14 protein-coding genes are annotated in these 13,867 nt (G+C 76.0%); 9 read left to right on the forward strand and 5 right to left on the reverse strand.

Annotated elements, in window-relative coordinates; all coding sequences use genetic code 11:
* Positions 1 to 70 precede the first annotated feature (70 nt).
* Both ACWIYF_RS03715 and menE read right to left on the reverse strand, forming a co-directional pair.
* Entirely contained in the window at positions 71 to 943 is an 873-nt protein-coding gene (locus tag ACWIYF_RS03715) for a 1,4-dihydroxy-2-naphthoate polyprenyltransferase (RefSeq protein WP_448626772.1), read from the reverse strand.
* The gene (gene menE, locus ACWIYF_RS03720) at positions 943 to 2,079 is read right to left on the reverse strand and encodes an o-succinylbenzoate--CoA ligase (RefSeq protein WP_448626773.1); all 1,137 of its coding nucleotides are present in this window, start codon (positions 2,077 to 2,079) and stop codon (positions 943 to 945) included. The genes ACWIYF_RS03715 and menE overlap by 1 nt, the downstream gene beginning before the upstream one ends.
* Positions 2,080 to 2,119: 40 nt before the next feature.
* Between menE and ACWIYF_RS03725 the strand changes: the two genes are divergently transcribed.
* Positions 2,120 to 3,070 (forward strand): o-succinylbenzoate synthase, encoded by a 951-nt coding sequence (locus ACWIYF_RS03725; RefSeq protein ID WP_448626774.1) that lies wholly within the window; start codon positions 2,120 to 2,122, stop codon positions 3,068 to 3,070.
* Positions 3,067 to 4,761 (forward strand): 2-succinyl-5-enolpyruvyl-6-hydroxy-3-cyclohexene-1-carboxylic-acid synthase, encoded by a 1,695-nt coding sequence (menD, locus tag ACWIYF_RS03730; RefSeq protein WP_448626775.1) that lies wholly within the window; start codon positions 3,067 to 3,069, stop codon positions 4,759 to 4,761. Before ACWIYF_RS03725 ends, menD begins: the two co-directional genes overlap by 4 nt.
* On the opposite strand, the gene ACWIYF_RS03735 is transcribed toward menD, so the two are convergent.
* Both ACWIYF_RS03735 and ACWIYF_RS03740 read right to left on the reverse strand, forming a co-directional pair.
* On the reverse strand, positions 4,758 to 5,177 hold the full coding sequence (locus ACWIYF_RS03735; RefSeq protein WP_448626776.1) for a hypothetical protein: 420 nt from the start codon (positions 5,175 to 5,177) through the stop codon (positions 4,758 to 4,760). The two genes, menD and ACWIYF_RS03735, sit on opposite strands and share 4 nt — an antisense overlap.
* A 7-nt stretch (positions 5,178 to 5,184) precedes the next feature.
* Positions 5,185 to 6,438, reverse strand: a complete 1,254-nt coding sequence (locus tag ACWIYF_RS03740) for an isochorismate synthase (RefSeq protein ID WP_448626777.1) — start codon at positions 6,436 to 6,438, stop codon at positions 5,185 to 5,187.
* A 50-nt stretch (positions 6,439 to 6,488) separates the two neighbouring features.
* Here ACWIYF_RS03740 and ACWIYF_RS03745 point away from each other — a divergent pair, with 50 nt between their 5' ends.
* Positions 6,489 to 7,208 (forward strand): demethylmenaquinone methyltransferase, encoded by a 720-nt coding sequence (locus ACWIYF_RS03745; RefSeq protein ID WP_448626778.1) that lies wholly within the window; start codon positions 6,489 to 6,491, stop codon positions 7,206 to 7,208.
* Positions 7,209 to 7,215: 7 nt separating this feature from the next.
* On the opposite strand, the gene ACWIYF_RS03750 is transcribed toward ACWIYF_RS03745, so the two are convergent.
* Positions 7,216 to 8,055 carry a helix-turn-helix domain-containing protein gene (locus ACWIYF_RS03750; RefSeq protein ID WP_448626779.1) on the reverse strand — a complete coding sequence of 280 codons (840 nt, stop codon included), beginning with the start codon at positions 8,053 to 8,055 and terminating at the stop codon, positions 7,216 to 7,218.
* Positions 8,056 to 8,426: 371 nt separating this feature from the next.
* On the opposite strand from ACWIYF_RS03750, the gene ACWIYF_RS03755 reads away from it, so the two are divergent.
* The 6 genes from ACWIYF_RS03755 (at position 8,427) to ACWIYF_RS03780 (ending at position 13,849) form a co-directional block, all read left to right on the forward strand.
* A complete protein-coding gene (locus tag ACWIYF_RS03755) occupies positions 8,427 to 9,095 on the forward strand; it encodes a phosphoribosyltransferase (protein ID WP_448626780.1) in 669 nt (222 codons plus the stop codon).
* A gap of 138 nt (positions 9,096 to 9,233) precedes the next feature.
* Positions 9,234 to 10,520 (forward strand): geranylgeranyl reductase family protein, encoded by a 1,287-nt coding sequence (locus ACWIYF_RS03760; RefSeq protein WP_448626781.1) that lies wholly within the window; start codon positions 9,234 to 9,236, stop codon positions 10,518 to 10,520.
* A gap of 96 nt (positions 10,521 to 10,616) precedes the next feature.
* The gene (locus tag ACWIYF_RS03765) at positions 10,617 to 10,979 is read left to right on the forward strand and encodes an NADH-quinone oxidoreductase subunit A (protein ID WP_448626782.1); all 363 of its coding nucleotides are present in this window, start codon (positions 10,617 to 10,619) and stop codon (positions 10,977 to 10,979) included.
* Between the two features lie 21 nt (positions 10,980 to 11,000).
* Positions 11,001 to 11,693, forward strand: a complete 693-nt coding sequence (locus tag ACWIYF_RS03770; protein WP_448626783.1) for a NuoB/complex I 20 kDa subunit family protein — start codon at positions 11,001 to 11,003, stop codon at positions 11,691 to 11,693.
* A gap of 79 nt (positions 11,694 to 11,772) precedes the next feature.
* On the forward strand, positions 11,773 to 12,513 hold the full coding sequence (locus tag ACWIYF_RS03775) for an NADH-quinone oxidoreductase subunit C (RefSeq protein WP_448626784.1): 741 nt from the start codon (positions 11,773 to 11,775) through the stop codon (positions 12,511 to 12,513).
* A gap of 13 nt (positions 12,514 to 12,526) precedes the next feature.
* The gene (locus tag ACWIYF_RS03780) at positions 12,527 to 13,849 is read left to right on the forward strand and encodes an NADH-quinone oxidoreductase subunit D (protein ID WP_448626785.1); all 1,323 of its coding nucleotides are present in this window, start codon (positions 12,527 to 12,529) and stop codon (positions 13,847 to 13,849) included.
* Positions 13,850 to 13,867 lie beyond the last annotated feature (18 nt).

Consider the following 13,867-nt stretch of genomic DNA (forward strand, 5'->3'; position numbering starts at 1 on the left):
AATCTCCCCCTCCGGCTGCCCTCCGTCGTCCGTGCCAGCCACGGGCAGCGAGGAGATCTTCCGCCGGAGGTCAGCTGCTGAGGGCGAGTCCTGTGGCGAGCGTCACGCCGGTGAGCAGGGTCAGCAGGCCCGTTCCCTGCAGCGCGGCGATCAGCGCCGGCCCCCGGCCGCCGCCCAGGACGACCCGCACCGGCCGTACGGCCAGCGGGGCGGCCAGCAGGCCGAGCAGCGCCCACGGCCGGGCGATCCCGATGAGGACGACGACGGCGAAGGCGGCCACGATCAGACCGGTGTAACCCGAACGGGTGACACGGTCGCCGACGACGACGGCCAGCGTCCGCTTCCCGACGGCGGCGTCGCCGGCGATGTCGCGCAGGTTGTTGACCACCAGGATGGCCACGATCAGCAGGCCGATCGGCACCGCCGCGGCGAACGCCAGCCCCTCCAGCGAGCGGGTCTGCACGAACGTCGTCCCCACGACGGCGACCAGGCCGAAGAACACGAAGACGAAGACCTCGCCGAGCGCGCGGTAGCCGTAGGGGAGCGGCCCGCCGGTGTAGGTCCACGCGGCCGCGATGCAGACCGCCCCGACGGCCACCAGCCACCAGCTCGACAGCGCCGCGAGCGCCAGCCCGGCCACCCCGGCGACGGCGAAGGCGAGTGCCGTGGCGATCAGAACCTGCCGCGGCGTCGCCGCCCCCGAGCCGACCAACCGCATCGGGCCCACCCGGTCGGCGTCGGTGCCGCGGATGCCGTCGGAGTAGTCGTTGGCGTAGTTCACCCCCACCTGCAGGGCCAGTGCGACCAGCAACGCGAGCAGGGCGGGGACGAGCCGGAAGCCGCCGAGCGCCGCGGCGGCGCCGGTGCCGACGAGCACCGGGGCCACGGCGGCGGGCAGCGTGCGCGGCCGGGCGCCGGCCACCCACTGGGCTGGGGTCGCCATCACTTCCCGATCGCAGTCGCGACGGCGCGCCGGTCCGGCTTGCCGGTGTGCAGGGTCGGCACGGTGGCGATCACGTGCAGCTCACGCGGGGCGGCGGGCGCCCCCAGCCGGTCGGCGACCCACGGCCGCAGCGCGGCCAGCGACGGCTCCGCGCCCGGCGCCGGGACGACGGCGGCGACCACGCGCTGCCCCCACTCGTCGTCCGGTCGCCCGAACACCACCGCGTCGCGGACGTCGGCGTGCTCGCGCAGCGCCGCCTCCACCGCCTGCGGGGCGACGTTGACGCCGCCGGTGATCACCACGTCGTCCAGCCGGCCGTGCACGGTGAGCCGGCCGGCCTCGAGCGTTCCCGCGTCGCGGGTGCGGAACCAGCCGCCGGCGAACGCCTCGGCCGTGGCCCCCGGATCCAGCCGGTAGCCCAGCGCGAGGGTCGGCCCGGCCAGCTCGATCCCGCCGTCGGGGACCCGCACCCGGACGCCGTCCAGCGGGACGCCGTCGTAGACGCAGCCGCCGGCGGTCTCGGTCATGCCGTAGGTGGTCACGACGGCGACGCCCGCGGCGCGCGCCCGCGCGAGCAGGGCCGCGTCGGTGGCGGCGCCCCCGACCAGGACGGCGTCGAACGCCGCCAGCGCCTGCGGCTCGTCGTCGAGGTGGCGGCGCAGCTGGGTGGGGACCAGCGCGGTGTAGCGCCGCCCCCCCGGCATGCGCTGCAGGGCGGCGGCCAGCGTCTCGCCGTCGCCGAGCACGGTCGGACGGCGCCCCGCGACGACGCCGCGGCAGAGCACCTGCAGGCCGGCGATCGCCGAGACCGGCAGGGCGAGCAGCCAGGACCCGGGCCCGCCGAGCCGGTCCAGCGTCGCCTCGGCCGACGCGGTGAGCGCCGCCGCGGACAGCAGCACGGCGCGGCCCCCGCCGGTGGAGCCGGAGGTCACGACGAGCAGGTCGGCGCCGTCCTCCAGCGGTTCCTCCGGGCGGAGCACCCGCCGCGCGGCGTCGACTGTGGCCGCCGGGCCGGCGGGGAGGACGGCGAGCGGTGCGTCGCCGGCCAGGCAGGCGCGCACGGCGGGCTCGACCGCCGTCCGGATCGCGTCCTCGGAGCGGCCGGGCGCGGGCACGAGGATGAGCTGCCGGGCCACGGACGGCAAGCCTACGTCCCTGCCGAATAGGCTGATCGCCGTGACCGCCCCGGCCGACCCTGAGCTGTCGGCCCGGGTCTACCGCGTGCCGATGCGCACCCGCTTTCGCGGCATCGACGTCCGCGACGGGGTGCTCGTGCGCGGGCCGGCCGGCTGGGGCGAGTTCTCCCCGTTCTGGGACTACGACGTCGCCGAGAGCCGCCGCTGGTGGGCGGCGGCGGTCGAGGCGGCGGTCGACGGCTGGCCGGCGCCGGTGCGCGACGCCGTCCCGGTCAACGTCACCGTGCCCGCCGTCGACGCCGAGCGGGCGCACGCGATCGTGGCCACCTCCGGCTGCCGCACCGCCAAGGTGAAGGTCGCCGAGCCCGGGCAGACGCCGGCCGACGACCTGGCGCGGGTCGAGGCGGTGCGCGACGCGCTGGGGCCGGGAGGCGCGATCCGGGTCGACGCGAACGCCGCGTGGGACGTCGACACCGCCGTCGCCCGCATCGAGGAGCTGGACCGCGTCGGGCTCGAGTACGTCGAGCAGCCCTGCGCGTCCCTGGCCGAGCTGGCCGACCTGCGCCGCCGCATCGACGTGCGGATCGCCGCCGACGAGGTGGTCCGCCGGTCGGCCGACCCGCTGGCGGTGGACCTGCGCGAGGCGTGCGACGTCGTCGTCCTCAAGGTGCAGCCGCTGGGCGGCGTGCGCGCGGCGCTGCGCGTGGCGGAGGCGCACGGGCTGCCGTGCGTCGTCTCGTCGGCGCTGGAGTCCTCGGTCGGCATCGCCGCCGGGGTGGCGCTGGCCGCGGCGCTGCCGGAGCTGCCGTTCGCCTGCGGCCTGGCCACCGTCGCGCTGTTCACCGCGGACGTCACCAGCACGCCGCTGCTGCCGGTCGACGGGGCCCTCCCGGTGACCCGCCCGCAGCCGGACCGGCTGGCCGAGGTGGCTGCCGACCCGGGGACCGCGGTGCGGTGGCGGGCCCGCCTCGAGGCGGTGCGGGCTGCGTGAACCCGTCCACCGCGTTCGCCCGCGTGCTCGTCGACGAGATGCTGCGCGGCGGGGTCGCCGACGCCGTCCTGGCCCCCGGCTCGCGCTCGGCCCCGGTCGCGCTGGCCTTCGCCGCCGCCGAGCGGGCCGGCCGGTTGCGGCTGCACGTGCGCATCGACGAGCGGACGGCGGCCTTCCTCGCCCTCGGCCTGGCCAAGGCCTCCGGCCGCCCGGTGCCGGTGCTGACCACCTCCGGGACGGCGGCGGCGCACCTGCACGCCGCCGTGCTGGAGGCCGACGCCAGCGGGGTGCCGCTGCTCGCGCTCACCGCCGACCGGCCGCCGGAGCTGCGGGCGACCGGCGCCAACCAGACGATCGAGCAGGCCGGGCTCTACGGCGGCGCGGTGCGCTGGGCGGTCGACGTCGGGGCGGCCGAGACCGGGCGGGAGGCGGCGCAGAACCGCTACTGGCGCTCGGTGGCGGCCCGGGCGCTGCTCGTCGCGCGCGGGGCGCTGTCGGCCGACCCGGGCCCGGTGCACCTCAACCTGCCGCTGCACGAGCCGCTGCTGCCGGACGCCGAGCCGCCTGACGAGCCGGCCGGTCCGTGGGCGGGGCGCGACGACGGAGGGCCCTGGACCGAGGCCGCCCCCGCGCCCGTCGCCGTGCGGTCGGCGCCGTCCGGGGTCGCGCGCACCCTCGTGATCGCCGGGGACGCCCCCGACGCGCTCGGGCGGTCGGCCGCGGTGCTGGCCGACACCAGCGGCTGGCCGGTCGTGGCCGAGCCGAGCAGCGGGGCGTGGGGAGCGGCCGGCGCGGTCCGCAGCGGGGCCCTGCTGCTCGGGGTCGCGGCCTGGCTGGCCGAGCACCGCCCCGAGCGGGTGCTCGTGGTCGGCCGGCCGACGCTGTCCCGGCCGGTGGCCGCGGTGCTCGCCGACCCGGCGGTGCGGGTGGAGACGGTGGCGGCGCGCCCGCGCTGGGCCGACGCGCCGCGCAGCAGCGAGCTGGTCTCCCTCGGGACGTCGGTCGACCCGCCGGCCGGCCCGATGGCCGAGGGCTGGCTGGACGACTGGTGCGACGCGGCCGCGCAGGTCGGCGCCGCGGTGGACGCCGTCCTCGACGCCGCACCGCGGCTGACCGCGGCACGGCTGGCTCGCGACGTCGTCGCCGCCCTGCCGCCCGGCGCCCTGCTGGTGCTCGGCTCCTCGACGCCGGTGCGTGACGTCGACCGGCTGGCCGTGCCGCGCGGCGACGTCGCCGTGCTGGCCAACCGCGGGGTCGCGGGCATCGACGGCACGGTCTCCACCGCAGTGGGCGCCGCGCTGGTGCACGGCGGGCCGGCGGTCGCGCTGATGGGCGACCTCACGTTCCTGCACGATCTCACCGGCCTGCTGGTCGGCGAGGGGGAGCAGCGGCCGGACCTCACCGTCGTCGTCCCGGACAACGACGGCGGCGGCATCTTCGCCCAGCTCGAGCCGGGGGAGGAGCGGTACGCCGACGACTACCGCCGCGTCTTCGGCACGCCGCACGGGCGCGACCTGGTCGCCGTCGCGGAGGCGATGGGCTGGGCCGCGACGGTGGTGTCGACGCCCGAGCAGCTGGCCGGTGCGCTCCCGCTGGGCGGGCCGCGCGTGGTCGTCGTCCGCACCGACCAGCGCGCCGAGGCGGACCTGGCCCGCGAGCTGCGGGCGGCCGCCGCCGAGGCGCTCCGCTAGCCCCTGCGGCCGCGGCTCCACATCAGGCCGAGCCCGACGACCTGCACACCCACCAGGAAGGCCACCGGCAGCAGCCACCAGGCGCCCAGGTCGCGGGTGATCGTCAGCCAGAGCAGCCCGACGCCGACCACGACCGCGGCCAGGACCACCCGGCCGGCGGCGCCGCGCCACGGCCCGGACCGGGAGCAGAGCAGCAGCGGCACCGGCAGCCACGCCGCCACGACCACGACGACGCCGAGCAGGTCCAGCGCCGAGGGGCCGTGCCCGGCGCTCAGCGAGAACACCCGGGGACCGGTGTCGGGCACCGCGATGACCGCGACGCCCACCGCGGACCCGGCCATCCACAGCGCGAGCCGCCGGACCACCCGCCGGCGGACGACGACGGGCCCTGCCCCGTCCCGGTCGACCGCGCCCACCGGGGCCTCAGCCCTCGAGCGCGGCCTGGAAGGCGGCGAACTTCACCTGGGTCTCCGCCAGCTCGGCTTCGGGCTGCGAGCCGGCGACGATGCCGCAGCCGGCGAACAGCCGGGCGGTGCACGGGTCCTCGGCGGACACCTCCGCGCAGCGCAGCGCCAGGCCGAATTCGCCGTCCCCGCGGGCGTCGAGCCAGCCGACCGGGCCGGCGTAGCGGCCGCGGTCCATGCCCTCCAGCTCCCCGATGAGCGCCACTGCCTCGGCGGTCGGTGTGCCGCCGACAGCCGCCGTCGGGTGCACCGCGCCGATCAGCTCGAGCAGCCCGGCGCGGCTGTGCCGCCGCTGGAGCCCGCGGACGTCGGTGGCCAGGTGCCGCACGTTGGCCAGGGTGAGCAGCTCCGGCTCGTCGGGCGCGGTCAGCGACGCGCAGTAGGGCTGCAGCGCCCGGACCAGGGAGTCGACGGCGAGCGCGTGCTCGGCGCGGTCCTTGGCCGAGCCCAGCAGCGCCGCGGCCAGCCGCTCGTCGTCGGCGCCCGCGCCGCGCGGGGCGGTGCCGGCGAGCACCCGCGCGGACAGCTCGCGGCCCGTGCGCCGCAGCAGCAGTTCGGGGGTGGCGCCGAGCAGGCCGTCGACGGCGAAGGTCCAGCAGCCGGGGAAGCGGGCGGCGAGCCGGCGCAGCAGCAGCCGCGGGTCCAGCGGGACGTCCGAGGTGACCAGCAGGTCGCGCGCGAGCACGACCTTGGCCACGTCGCCCGCGGTGATGCGGCGCACCGCGGTGGCGACGGCGGCGCACCAGCTGGCCGGGTCGAGCGCACCGTCGGCGTAGCGCAGTCGCAGTGGCGCGTCGTCCCAGGCGGCGCGGGGCGCGGCCGCCAGCGCCCGCCGCGGGTCCGCCCCGTCCGTCGTCGTCACCCAGCCGACGCCGCCCCGCCGGCCGACCACGACCTCGGGGACGACGAAGACCGACGTCCCCGCGGACGGGTCGAAGGCGATGCTGGCGAACAGCACCGGCCCCGAGCCGGGCACGCCCAGCCGGTCGTCGACCAGAGCGCCCGCGGTGAACGCCGACCACCACTCGGCCGCCTCGGTCAGCGCGCCCGGTCCGGAGACCTCCAGCCGGGCGGCCTCGCCCCAGCCGACCAGCCCCTCGCCGCGGCGCACCCAGGACAGCGCGCCCTCGGCCGGCAGCAGGTCGAGCAGGGCGGGGGAGTCGTCGATCCGCAGCGAGGCGAACGCAGGCGCGGCAGCGCCTGGAGAGCTCACGGCCGCCGCAGTCACCGCACCAGCCTAGGAGCCCCGGTAGCGTCGCCGCCGTGGGAGACCGGGGAGACACCGAGCACACGGAGGGGGTGCGGGCCGGCCTGGACAAGCGGCCGGCCGAGGTCGCGGCCATGTTCGACCGGGTCGCGCGCCGCTACGACCTCACCAACACGGTGCTCTCCGGCGGGCGCGACGCCGCCTGGCGGCGGGCCACCCGCGAAGCGCTCGATCCCCGCCCCGGGCAGGTCGTCCTCGACGTCGCGGCGGGGACGGCGGTCTCGACGGTGGAGCTGGCCGCGGGTGGCGCCACCGCGATCGCGCTCGACTTCTCCCAGGGCATGCTGCACGCCGGCGCCGGCCGCCCGGTGCCGAAGATCGCCGGCGACGCCATGGCGCTGCCCCTGGCCGACGAGAGCGTCGACGGCGTGGTCATCTCCTTCGGCCTGCGCAACGTCGCCGATCCCGACGCCGCGCTGCGGGAGTTCCGCCGCGTCACCCGGCCCGGCGGCACCCTGGTGGTCTGCGAGTTCTCCAGCCCGACGTGGGCGCCGTTCCGGACCGTCTACACCGAGTACCTGATGCAGGCGCTGCCGCGCATCGCCCGCGCGGTCAGCAGCAACCCCGAGGCCTACGTGTACCTGGCCGAGTCGATCCGCGCCTGGCCCGACCAGCCGGCGCTGGCCGCGCGGCTGCAGGCGGCCGGATGGGCCGACGTCGGCTGGCGCAACCTCACCGGTGGGGTCGTGGCCCTGCACCGGGGCCGCCGGGCCTGAGGCGCCGTCATGCGCCGGGGCACTCCGGCAGGCCGAGACCGCCGCGGTGGTCCGCGTCCACCCACACCTCGGACAGGTAGCCCAGGCCGCCGTCGGGGAGCGGGACCCCGTACCAGAGCGTCGAGGAGTAGAGGCCGGGGTTCGCGTCGTCGGCCGTCGTGGAGTCGTCGCCGTTCGTCGTCCGGTCCCCGGCCACCTGGCAGGAGACGGTCAGGCGATCCGAGGTCCGGTACTGCGGACCGCCCTCGACGGCGCAGCCGCGGCTCTTGCAGTAGATCTCCGGCCGGGTGGAGAGGTAGGCGGCGGTGTCCTCGCGCATGGCCGTCGCCCCGTCGGTGACGACGTTGTGCACCACGACCTCCTCGCCGTCCGCGGCGCCCGCCGATGCCGACGGCGGTGCCGCGCTCCGGGCGTCGTCGTCATCGTCGTCGTCGCCGAGCAGCAGGCCGACCAGGACGCCCATCGCCACGAGCAGCGCGGCGGCCGCGGCGAGCAGCCAGGGGCGGCGCGCCACCGGCCGGTCCCCGTCCTCGGTCCGCGCCGACGGCGCCGGCTCCGGCTGGGGCGGTACCGGGGACGCGGCGCCCGGAAAGGTGTCCTGCCAGCGCCGCGTCCACTCCTGCGGATCCGCGCCGAGCGCCTGGACCAGCGCCTGGACGACCTCCAGCGACGGGCGGGACCGCCCGCTCAGCGCCGCGGACAACGTGGAGTCGCTGAAGCCGGTGCGCTGCTGCAGGACCCGCAGCGTCGGGTTGCCTGCCTCGGATCGCAGCGTGCGCAGCGACCGCGCGAAGTCGGCGGCGGGCGACCGATCCGTGGGATCGATCGCGCGTTCAGGCCGGCCCATGGTGCCCCCGTGGCGGATATGCCGTTGTCCGGTTGTCCGGGCATGTCTATCCGAGGGCCCGCCCGCGTGGCCGGAAAACGGACGCTTCGTTACCAATTTCCCCATGTCTCCCGCCCTGACCCGCGGGAGACGGGCCGAGCGGGGGTGGACGGCGGTGCGGTTCTCGTGCCGCCGTCCGGCTCCGGTCCCCTGCAGTAGCGTCGGTCCATGACGATGCCGCCGCCCGATCCGTCGCCGGCTCCGCAGCCGCCGACCCCGATCGACCCGCTGCCGCCGCCTGCACCCGCGCCGCCCACGCCGGTGCCGAACCCGACAGACCCGACCGCACCGCCGCCCTCCGGCCCGCAGCCGGTGTAACCCGGGAGCCGGTCATGGGGCGGCGCAGGCCCTTCGCCGACCGGCACGAGGCCGGTCGCGCGCTCGGCGCGGAGCTCGCGGCGCGGCTGGCCGAGGGCCCCGGCGAGGTCGTCGTCCTCGGGCTGCCCCGCGGCGGGGTGATCGTGGCCGCCGAGGTCGCCGCCGCCCTCTCCGCCCCGCTGGACGTGGTCGCCGTCCGCAAGCTGGGGCTGCCCTGGCAGCCGGAGCTGGCCATGGGCGCGATCGCGGCCGCCGGCGAGGCGGTCGAAGCGGTCCGCACCGAGGCGGTCCTGTCCCGGGTCGACGTCGACCCGGCCAGCTTCGAGGCCGTCCGGCAGCGTGAGCTCACCGAGCTCCGCCGCCGGGAGGCCGCCTACCGCCACGGCCGGACGCCGGTCCCGCTGGGCGGCCGCACCGTCGTCGTGGTGGACGACGGACTGGCCACCGGCGCGACCATGCGCGCCGCCGTGGCCGCCGTCCGCCGCTCGCAGCCGTCGCGGGTCGTGGTCGCGGTGCCCGTCGGCTCGCCGCACACCTGCGCCGACCTCGCGCCACTGGTCGACGACGTGGTGTGCCTGTGGTCCCCCGAGGCCTTCTCCGCCGTCGGCCAGGGGTACGCCGACTTCTCCCCGACCAGCGACGACGAGGTGCGCGCCGCCCTGGGCGCGGCTTTCCAGGGCTGACCGTCCCTGGGCCGTCCCCGGGTCGTTCCCGGGGGTCGGTGTTCCCTGCGACACATCCGGGCCTAGACTCGGGACAGCAGACTTTGTGAACCTTTTCACAAGGCCGGAGGCCCTCAGTGCCGGGAGAAGGGGTGTGCGGTGCCGACGACCGACGTGCCCGGGCCTGGGCAGCCGCGCGCCGACGTGCTCGTCGTCGGCGCCGGCCCGGCGGGCTCGGCCGCGGCCTGGACCCTGGCGACCGCCGGCCTGGACGTCGTCGTCCTCGAGAAGGCGCTGTTCCCCCGCGAGAAGGTCTGCGGCGACGGCCTCACGCCGCGCGGGGTCAAGGCGCTCGACGACATGGGCATCGACACCTCACCCGCGGCCGGCTGGGTCCGCCACAAGGGGCTGCGCGTCTTCGGCGGGGGGCAGGTCGTCGAGGTCGACTGGCCGACGCTGGACCGCTGGCCCGGCTACAGCCTCGTCCGCCCGCGCCGCGACCTCGACGCGATGCTCGCCCGGCACGCGGCCGCCGCCGGCGCGCGGGTCCACCACGAGGTGACCGTCACCGAGCCGCTGCTCGACGACGCCGGCCGCGTGGCGGGGGTGCGCGCGCAGGCCGGCCCGGGCAGGGAGCCGGTCACCTGGCGCGCACCGCTGGTGATCTCCGCCGAGGGGCTCTCCGGCCGGCTGGCCAAGTTCTTGGGGCTGGTCCGCCGCGAGGACCGCCCGCTCGGCGTCGCCGTCCGCCGCTACGTCGCGACGCCGCGGACGCACGACGACTACCTCGACATCTCCTTCGACCTGTCCGCCGACGGTCCCGACGCCGACTCGATGCCCGGCTACGGCTGGTCGTTCGGCATGGGCGACGGGACGGCGAACGTCGGCTTCGGCCTGCTCGACACCCGCCGGTCGGGGGAGACCGACCACCGCGCGGTCCTCCGCCGCTGGCTGTCGACCCTGCCGGCCGAGTGGCAGCTGGGGGAGGAGCACGCGGTCACGCCCGTGCGCGGGGCGGGGCTGCCGATGGCGCTGCACCGCGGGCCGGCCTACACCCGCGGGCTGCTGCTGGCCGGCGACGCCGCCGGCACGGTCAACCCGTTCAACGGCGAGGGCATCAGCTACGCGATGGAGACCGGCCGGATGGCCGCCGAGACCGCCGTCGTGGCGCTCGCCCGCCCCGCCGGCCCGGCCCGTGAGGCCGTCCTGCGCGGCTATCCCGAGCGGCTGCGCGCCGAGTACGGGGCGCACCACCGGCTCGGCACGGTCTTCCTCGCCCTGCTGGCCCGGCCGGACCTGGTGCGCTTCGCCACCGCGCACGGGCTCAAGCGGCCCGCCCTGGTCCGCGGCGCGCTGCGGCTCATGGGCAACCTGAGCGACGGACGGCGCGGCGACGGCGTCGACCGCGCCCTCGACGTCCTCCACCGACTCGCCCCGGCGGTCTGACGTGGTCTATCTCACAGGCCGGATACATGTCGACACGCTGCGTGCGAGCCCCGCCGTTTACCGGAACGTGATCGACCTCACCGTAGGGTGCCGCTGATGCTCTCGACCTACGTCCCGATCCTCGGGCTGTTCGCGCTCGCCGCCGCGTTCGCGTTGTTCTCGGTGACCGTCGCCCCGTTCGTCGGGCCGCGCCGGTTCAACCGGGCCAAGCTCGAGGCCTACGAGTGCGGCATCGAGCCGGTCGAGCAGCCGCTCAACGGCGGCCGGTTCCCGGTCCGCTACTACCTCACGGCGATGCTCTTCATCGTCTTCGACATCGAGATCGTCTTCCTCTACCCCTGGGCCGTCGCCAACGACGCCCTCGGGGTGTTCGGGCTGGTCGAGATGGTCGTCTTCATCGCCACCGTCTTCCTCGCCTACGCCTACGTCTGGCGTCGCGGCGGGCTGGACTGGGACTGACGGACCCGGAGAGGCAACACGATGGGACTGGAAGAGAAGCTCCCCGGCGGCGTCCTGCTGACGACCGTCGAGAAGCTCGTGAACTGGACGCGCAAGTCCTCGCTGTGGCCGGCCACGTTCGGCCTGGCCTGCTGCGCGATCGAGATGATGGCCACCGGCGCCGGCCGCTACGACCTGGCCCGGTTCGGCATGGAGGTCTTCCGCGCCTCGCCGCGGCAGGCCGACCTGATGATCGTCGCCGGCCGGGTGAGCCAGAAGATGGCGCCGGTCCTGCGCCAGATCTACGACCAGATGCCGGAGCCGCGCTGGGTGCTGGCCATGGGCGTGTGCGCCAGCTCGGGCGGGATGTTCAACAACTACGCCATCGTGCAGGGCGTCGACCACATCGTCCCCGTGGACATGTACCTGCCCGGCTGCCCGCCGCGGCCGGAGATGCTCACCGACGCGATCCTCAAGCTGCACCACAAGATCATGAACGAGCCGCTCGGCGCCAAGCGGGCGCGCCAGCTGGCCCGCGAGCAGGAGGACGGCACCGCCCAGGACCTCCTGGTCGAGATGCCGTCGACGGTGCGCGCCGACAAGAAGCTGCGGCGGGCCTACGAGCAGGCGGCGGCCGAGGGGCGCACCGGCCAATTCGCGATCGAGCAGCGCAACGGCAACGCCGTGCTGCTGCCCGAAGAGCGGCCCACGGGGCTGGGAAAGGCGTGGCGATGACGACGGACGAGCGAGCATCGCAGGGAGCGCCAGCGACCGAGGAGCGGAACGAGTCCGGAGTCGAGCGGGAGATGCAGCGATGACGGGGCCCGGCGACCGCAGCGGGCGGGACGAGGCGTCGGAGGGCGCCACCGCGCCGAGCGGCGGCTTCCGCAAGGGCGCGTTCGGCGTCAGCGGCAGCGGCGACACCTCCGGCTTCGGCGGCCTGGTCCGCGTCGAGCCCGGCGGCGCGGTCGCGCTGCACTCGACCGACCGGCCCTACGGCGGCTACTTCGACGAGGTCACCGACGCGCTGATCGAGGCCGTCGGGCAGGCCACGTACGACGCGGCGGTGCAGCGCGTGCTGGTCGATCGCGGCGAGATCACCTACTTCGTCGTCCGGGAGCACCTGCTGACGCTGGTCCAGGCGCTGCGGGACGACGAGGCGCTGCGCTTCGAGCTGCTCTCCAGCGTCTCGGGCGTGGACTACCTCGACAGCGGCGGCCCGGCGGCGACGCCGGAGCGCCCGCGGCTGCACGCCGTCTACCACCTGACCTCGATGACCTACCGCCGCCGGATCCGGCTCGAGGTGGCGGTCACCGCCGAGGACCCGCACGTCCCCTCCGTCACCGGCATCTACCCGACGGCGGACTGGCACGAGCGGGAGACCTACGACATGTTCGGGATCGTCTTCGACGGCCACCCGGCGCTGACCCGGATCCTCATGCCCGACGACTGGGACGGCTTCCCGCAACGCAAGGACTACCCCCTCGGCGGCGTCCCCGTGGAGTACCACGGCGCGACCATCCCGCCGCCCGACACCCGCCGCGCCTACCGGTGACCGGGGAGAACTCATGACCGCGACATCCGATCCGTACGCCGGCTCCTACGAGACCACCGAGGGCCGCGTCTACACCGTCACCGGCGGCGACTGGGACGAAACGCTCGGCGCCGACCCGATCGAGGCCGAGCGGCTCGTGGTCAACCTGGGCCCGCAGCACCCGTCGACCCACGGCGTGCTCCGGCTGGTGCTCGACCTCGAGGGCGAGACCGTCACCAAGGCCCGGGTGGTCATCGGCTACCTGCACACGGGCATCGAGAAGAACACCGAGTACCGCAACTGGACCCAGGGCACGACGTTCGTGACGCGGATGGACTACCTGTCCCCGCTGTTCAACGAGGCCGCGTACTGCCTGGCGGTGGAGAAGCTGCTCGGCATCGAGGCCCCGCAGCGTGCCCAGACCATCCGGGTGCTGGTCATGGAGCTCAACCGGATCGCCTCGCACCTCGTCGCGCTGGCCACCGGCGGCATGGAGCTCGGCGCGCTCACCGGCATGACCAACGGCTTCCGCGAGCGGGAGATCTGCCTCGACCTGCTCGAGGAGATCACCGGCCTGCGAATGAACCACGCGTACATCCGCCCCGGCGGCCTCGCCCAGGACCTCCCCGAGGGCGCCGTCGAGCACCTCCGCGAGTTCCTGCGGATCATGCCCGAGCGGGTGGCCGGCCTGCACAAGCTGCTGACCGCCCAGCCGATCTGGCAGCGCCGGCTCAAGGACGTCGGCTACCTCGACGTCACCGGGTGCGTCGCGCTCGGCTCCACCGGTCCCGTCCTGCGGGCCGCCGGTCTGCCCTGGGACCTGCGCAAGGTCGAGCCCTACCTGGGCTACGAGACCTACGACTTCGAGGTCGCGACCGCCGACACCTCCGACGCCTGGGGGCGCTACCTGGTGCGCGTGGCCGAGATCAGCGAGTCGCTCAAGATCATGGAGCAGGCGGTCGACCGCCTCGAGCCGGGCCCCGTCATGGTCGAGGACCGCAAGATCGCCTGGCCGGCGCAGCTGTCCCTGGGCCCCGACGGCCTGGGCAACTCCCTCGAGCACGTCAAGCACATCATGGGCCAGTCGATGGAGGCCCTGATCCACCACTTCAAGCTGGTCACCGAGGGCTTCCGGGTGCCGGCCGGCCAGGTGTACGTGCCGATCGAGTCGCCCCGCGGCGAGCTCGGCTACCACGTGGTCAGCGACGGCAGCACCCGGCCGTGGCGCGTGCACGTGCGCGATCCCAGCTTCGTCAACCTGCAGGCCACGGCGGCGATGAGCGAGGGCGGCATGATCGCCGACGTCATCGCGGCCATCGCGTCGATCGACCCGGTGATGGGTGGTGTTGATAGATGAGCGAGCCTGCGAGCTCAT

Source organism: Geodermatophilus sp. URMC 64 (assembly GCF_053502555.1).

Coding starts and splice junctions, on each gene's coding strand:
- ACWIYF_RS03715 (WP_448626772.1), bottom strand. CDS start 943: ATGGCGACCCCAGCCCAGTGGGTGGCCGGCGCCCGGCCGCGCACGCTG.
- ACWIYF_RS03750 (WP_448626779.1), bottom strand. CDS start 8,055: ATGGGCCGGCCTGAACGCGCGATCGATCCCACGGATCGGTCGCCCGCC.
- ACWIYF_RS03755 (WP_448626780.1), top strand. CDS start 8,427: ATGGGGCGGCGCAGGCCCTTCGCCGACCGGCACGAGGCCGGTCGCGCG.
- ACWIYF_RS03765 (WP_448626782.1), top strand. CDS start 10,617: ATGCTCTCGACCTACGTCCCGATCCTCGGGCTGTTCGCGCTCGCCGCC.
- ACWIYF_RS03770 (WP_448626783.1), top strand. CDS start 11,001: ATGGGACTGGAAGAGAAGCTCCCCGGCGGCGTCCTGCTGACGACCGTC.
- ACWIYF_RS03775 (WP_448626784.1), top strand. CDS start 11,773: ATGACGGGGCCCGGCGACCGCAGCGGGCGGGACGAGGCGTCGGAGGGC.
- ACWIYF_RS03780 (WP_448626785.1), top strand. CDS start 12,527: ATGACCGCGACATCCGATCCGTACGCCGGCTCCTACGAGACCACCGAG.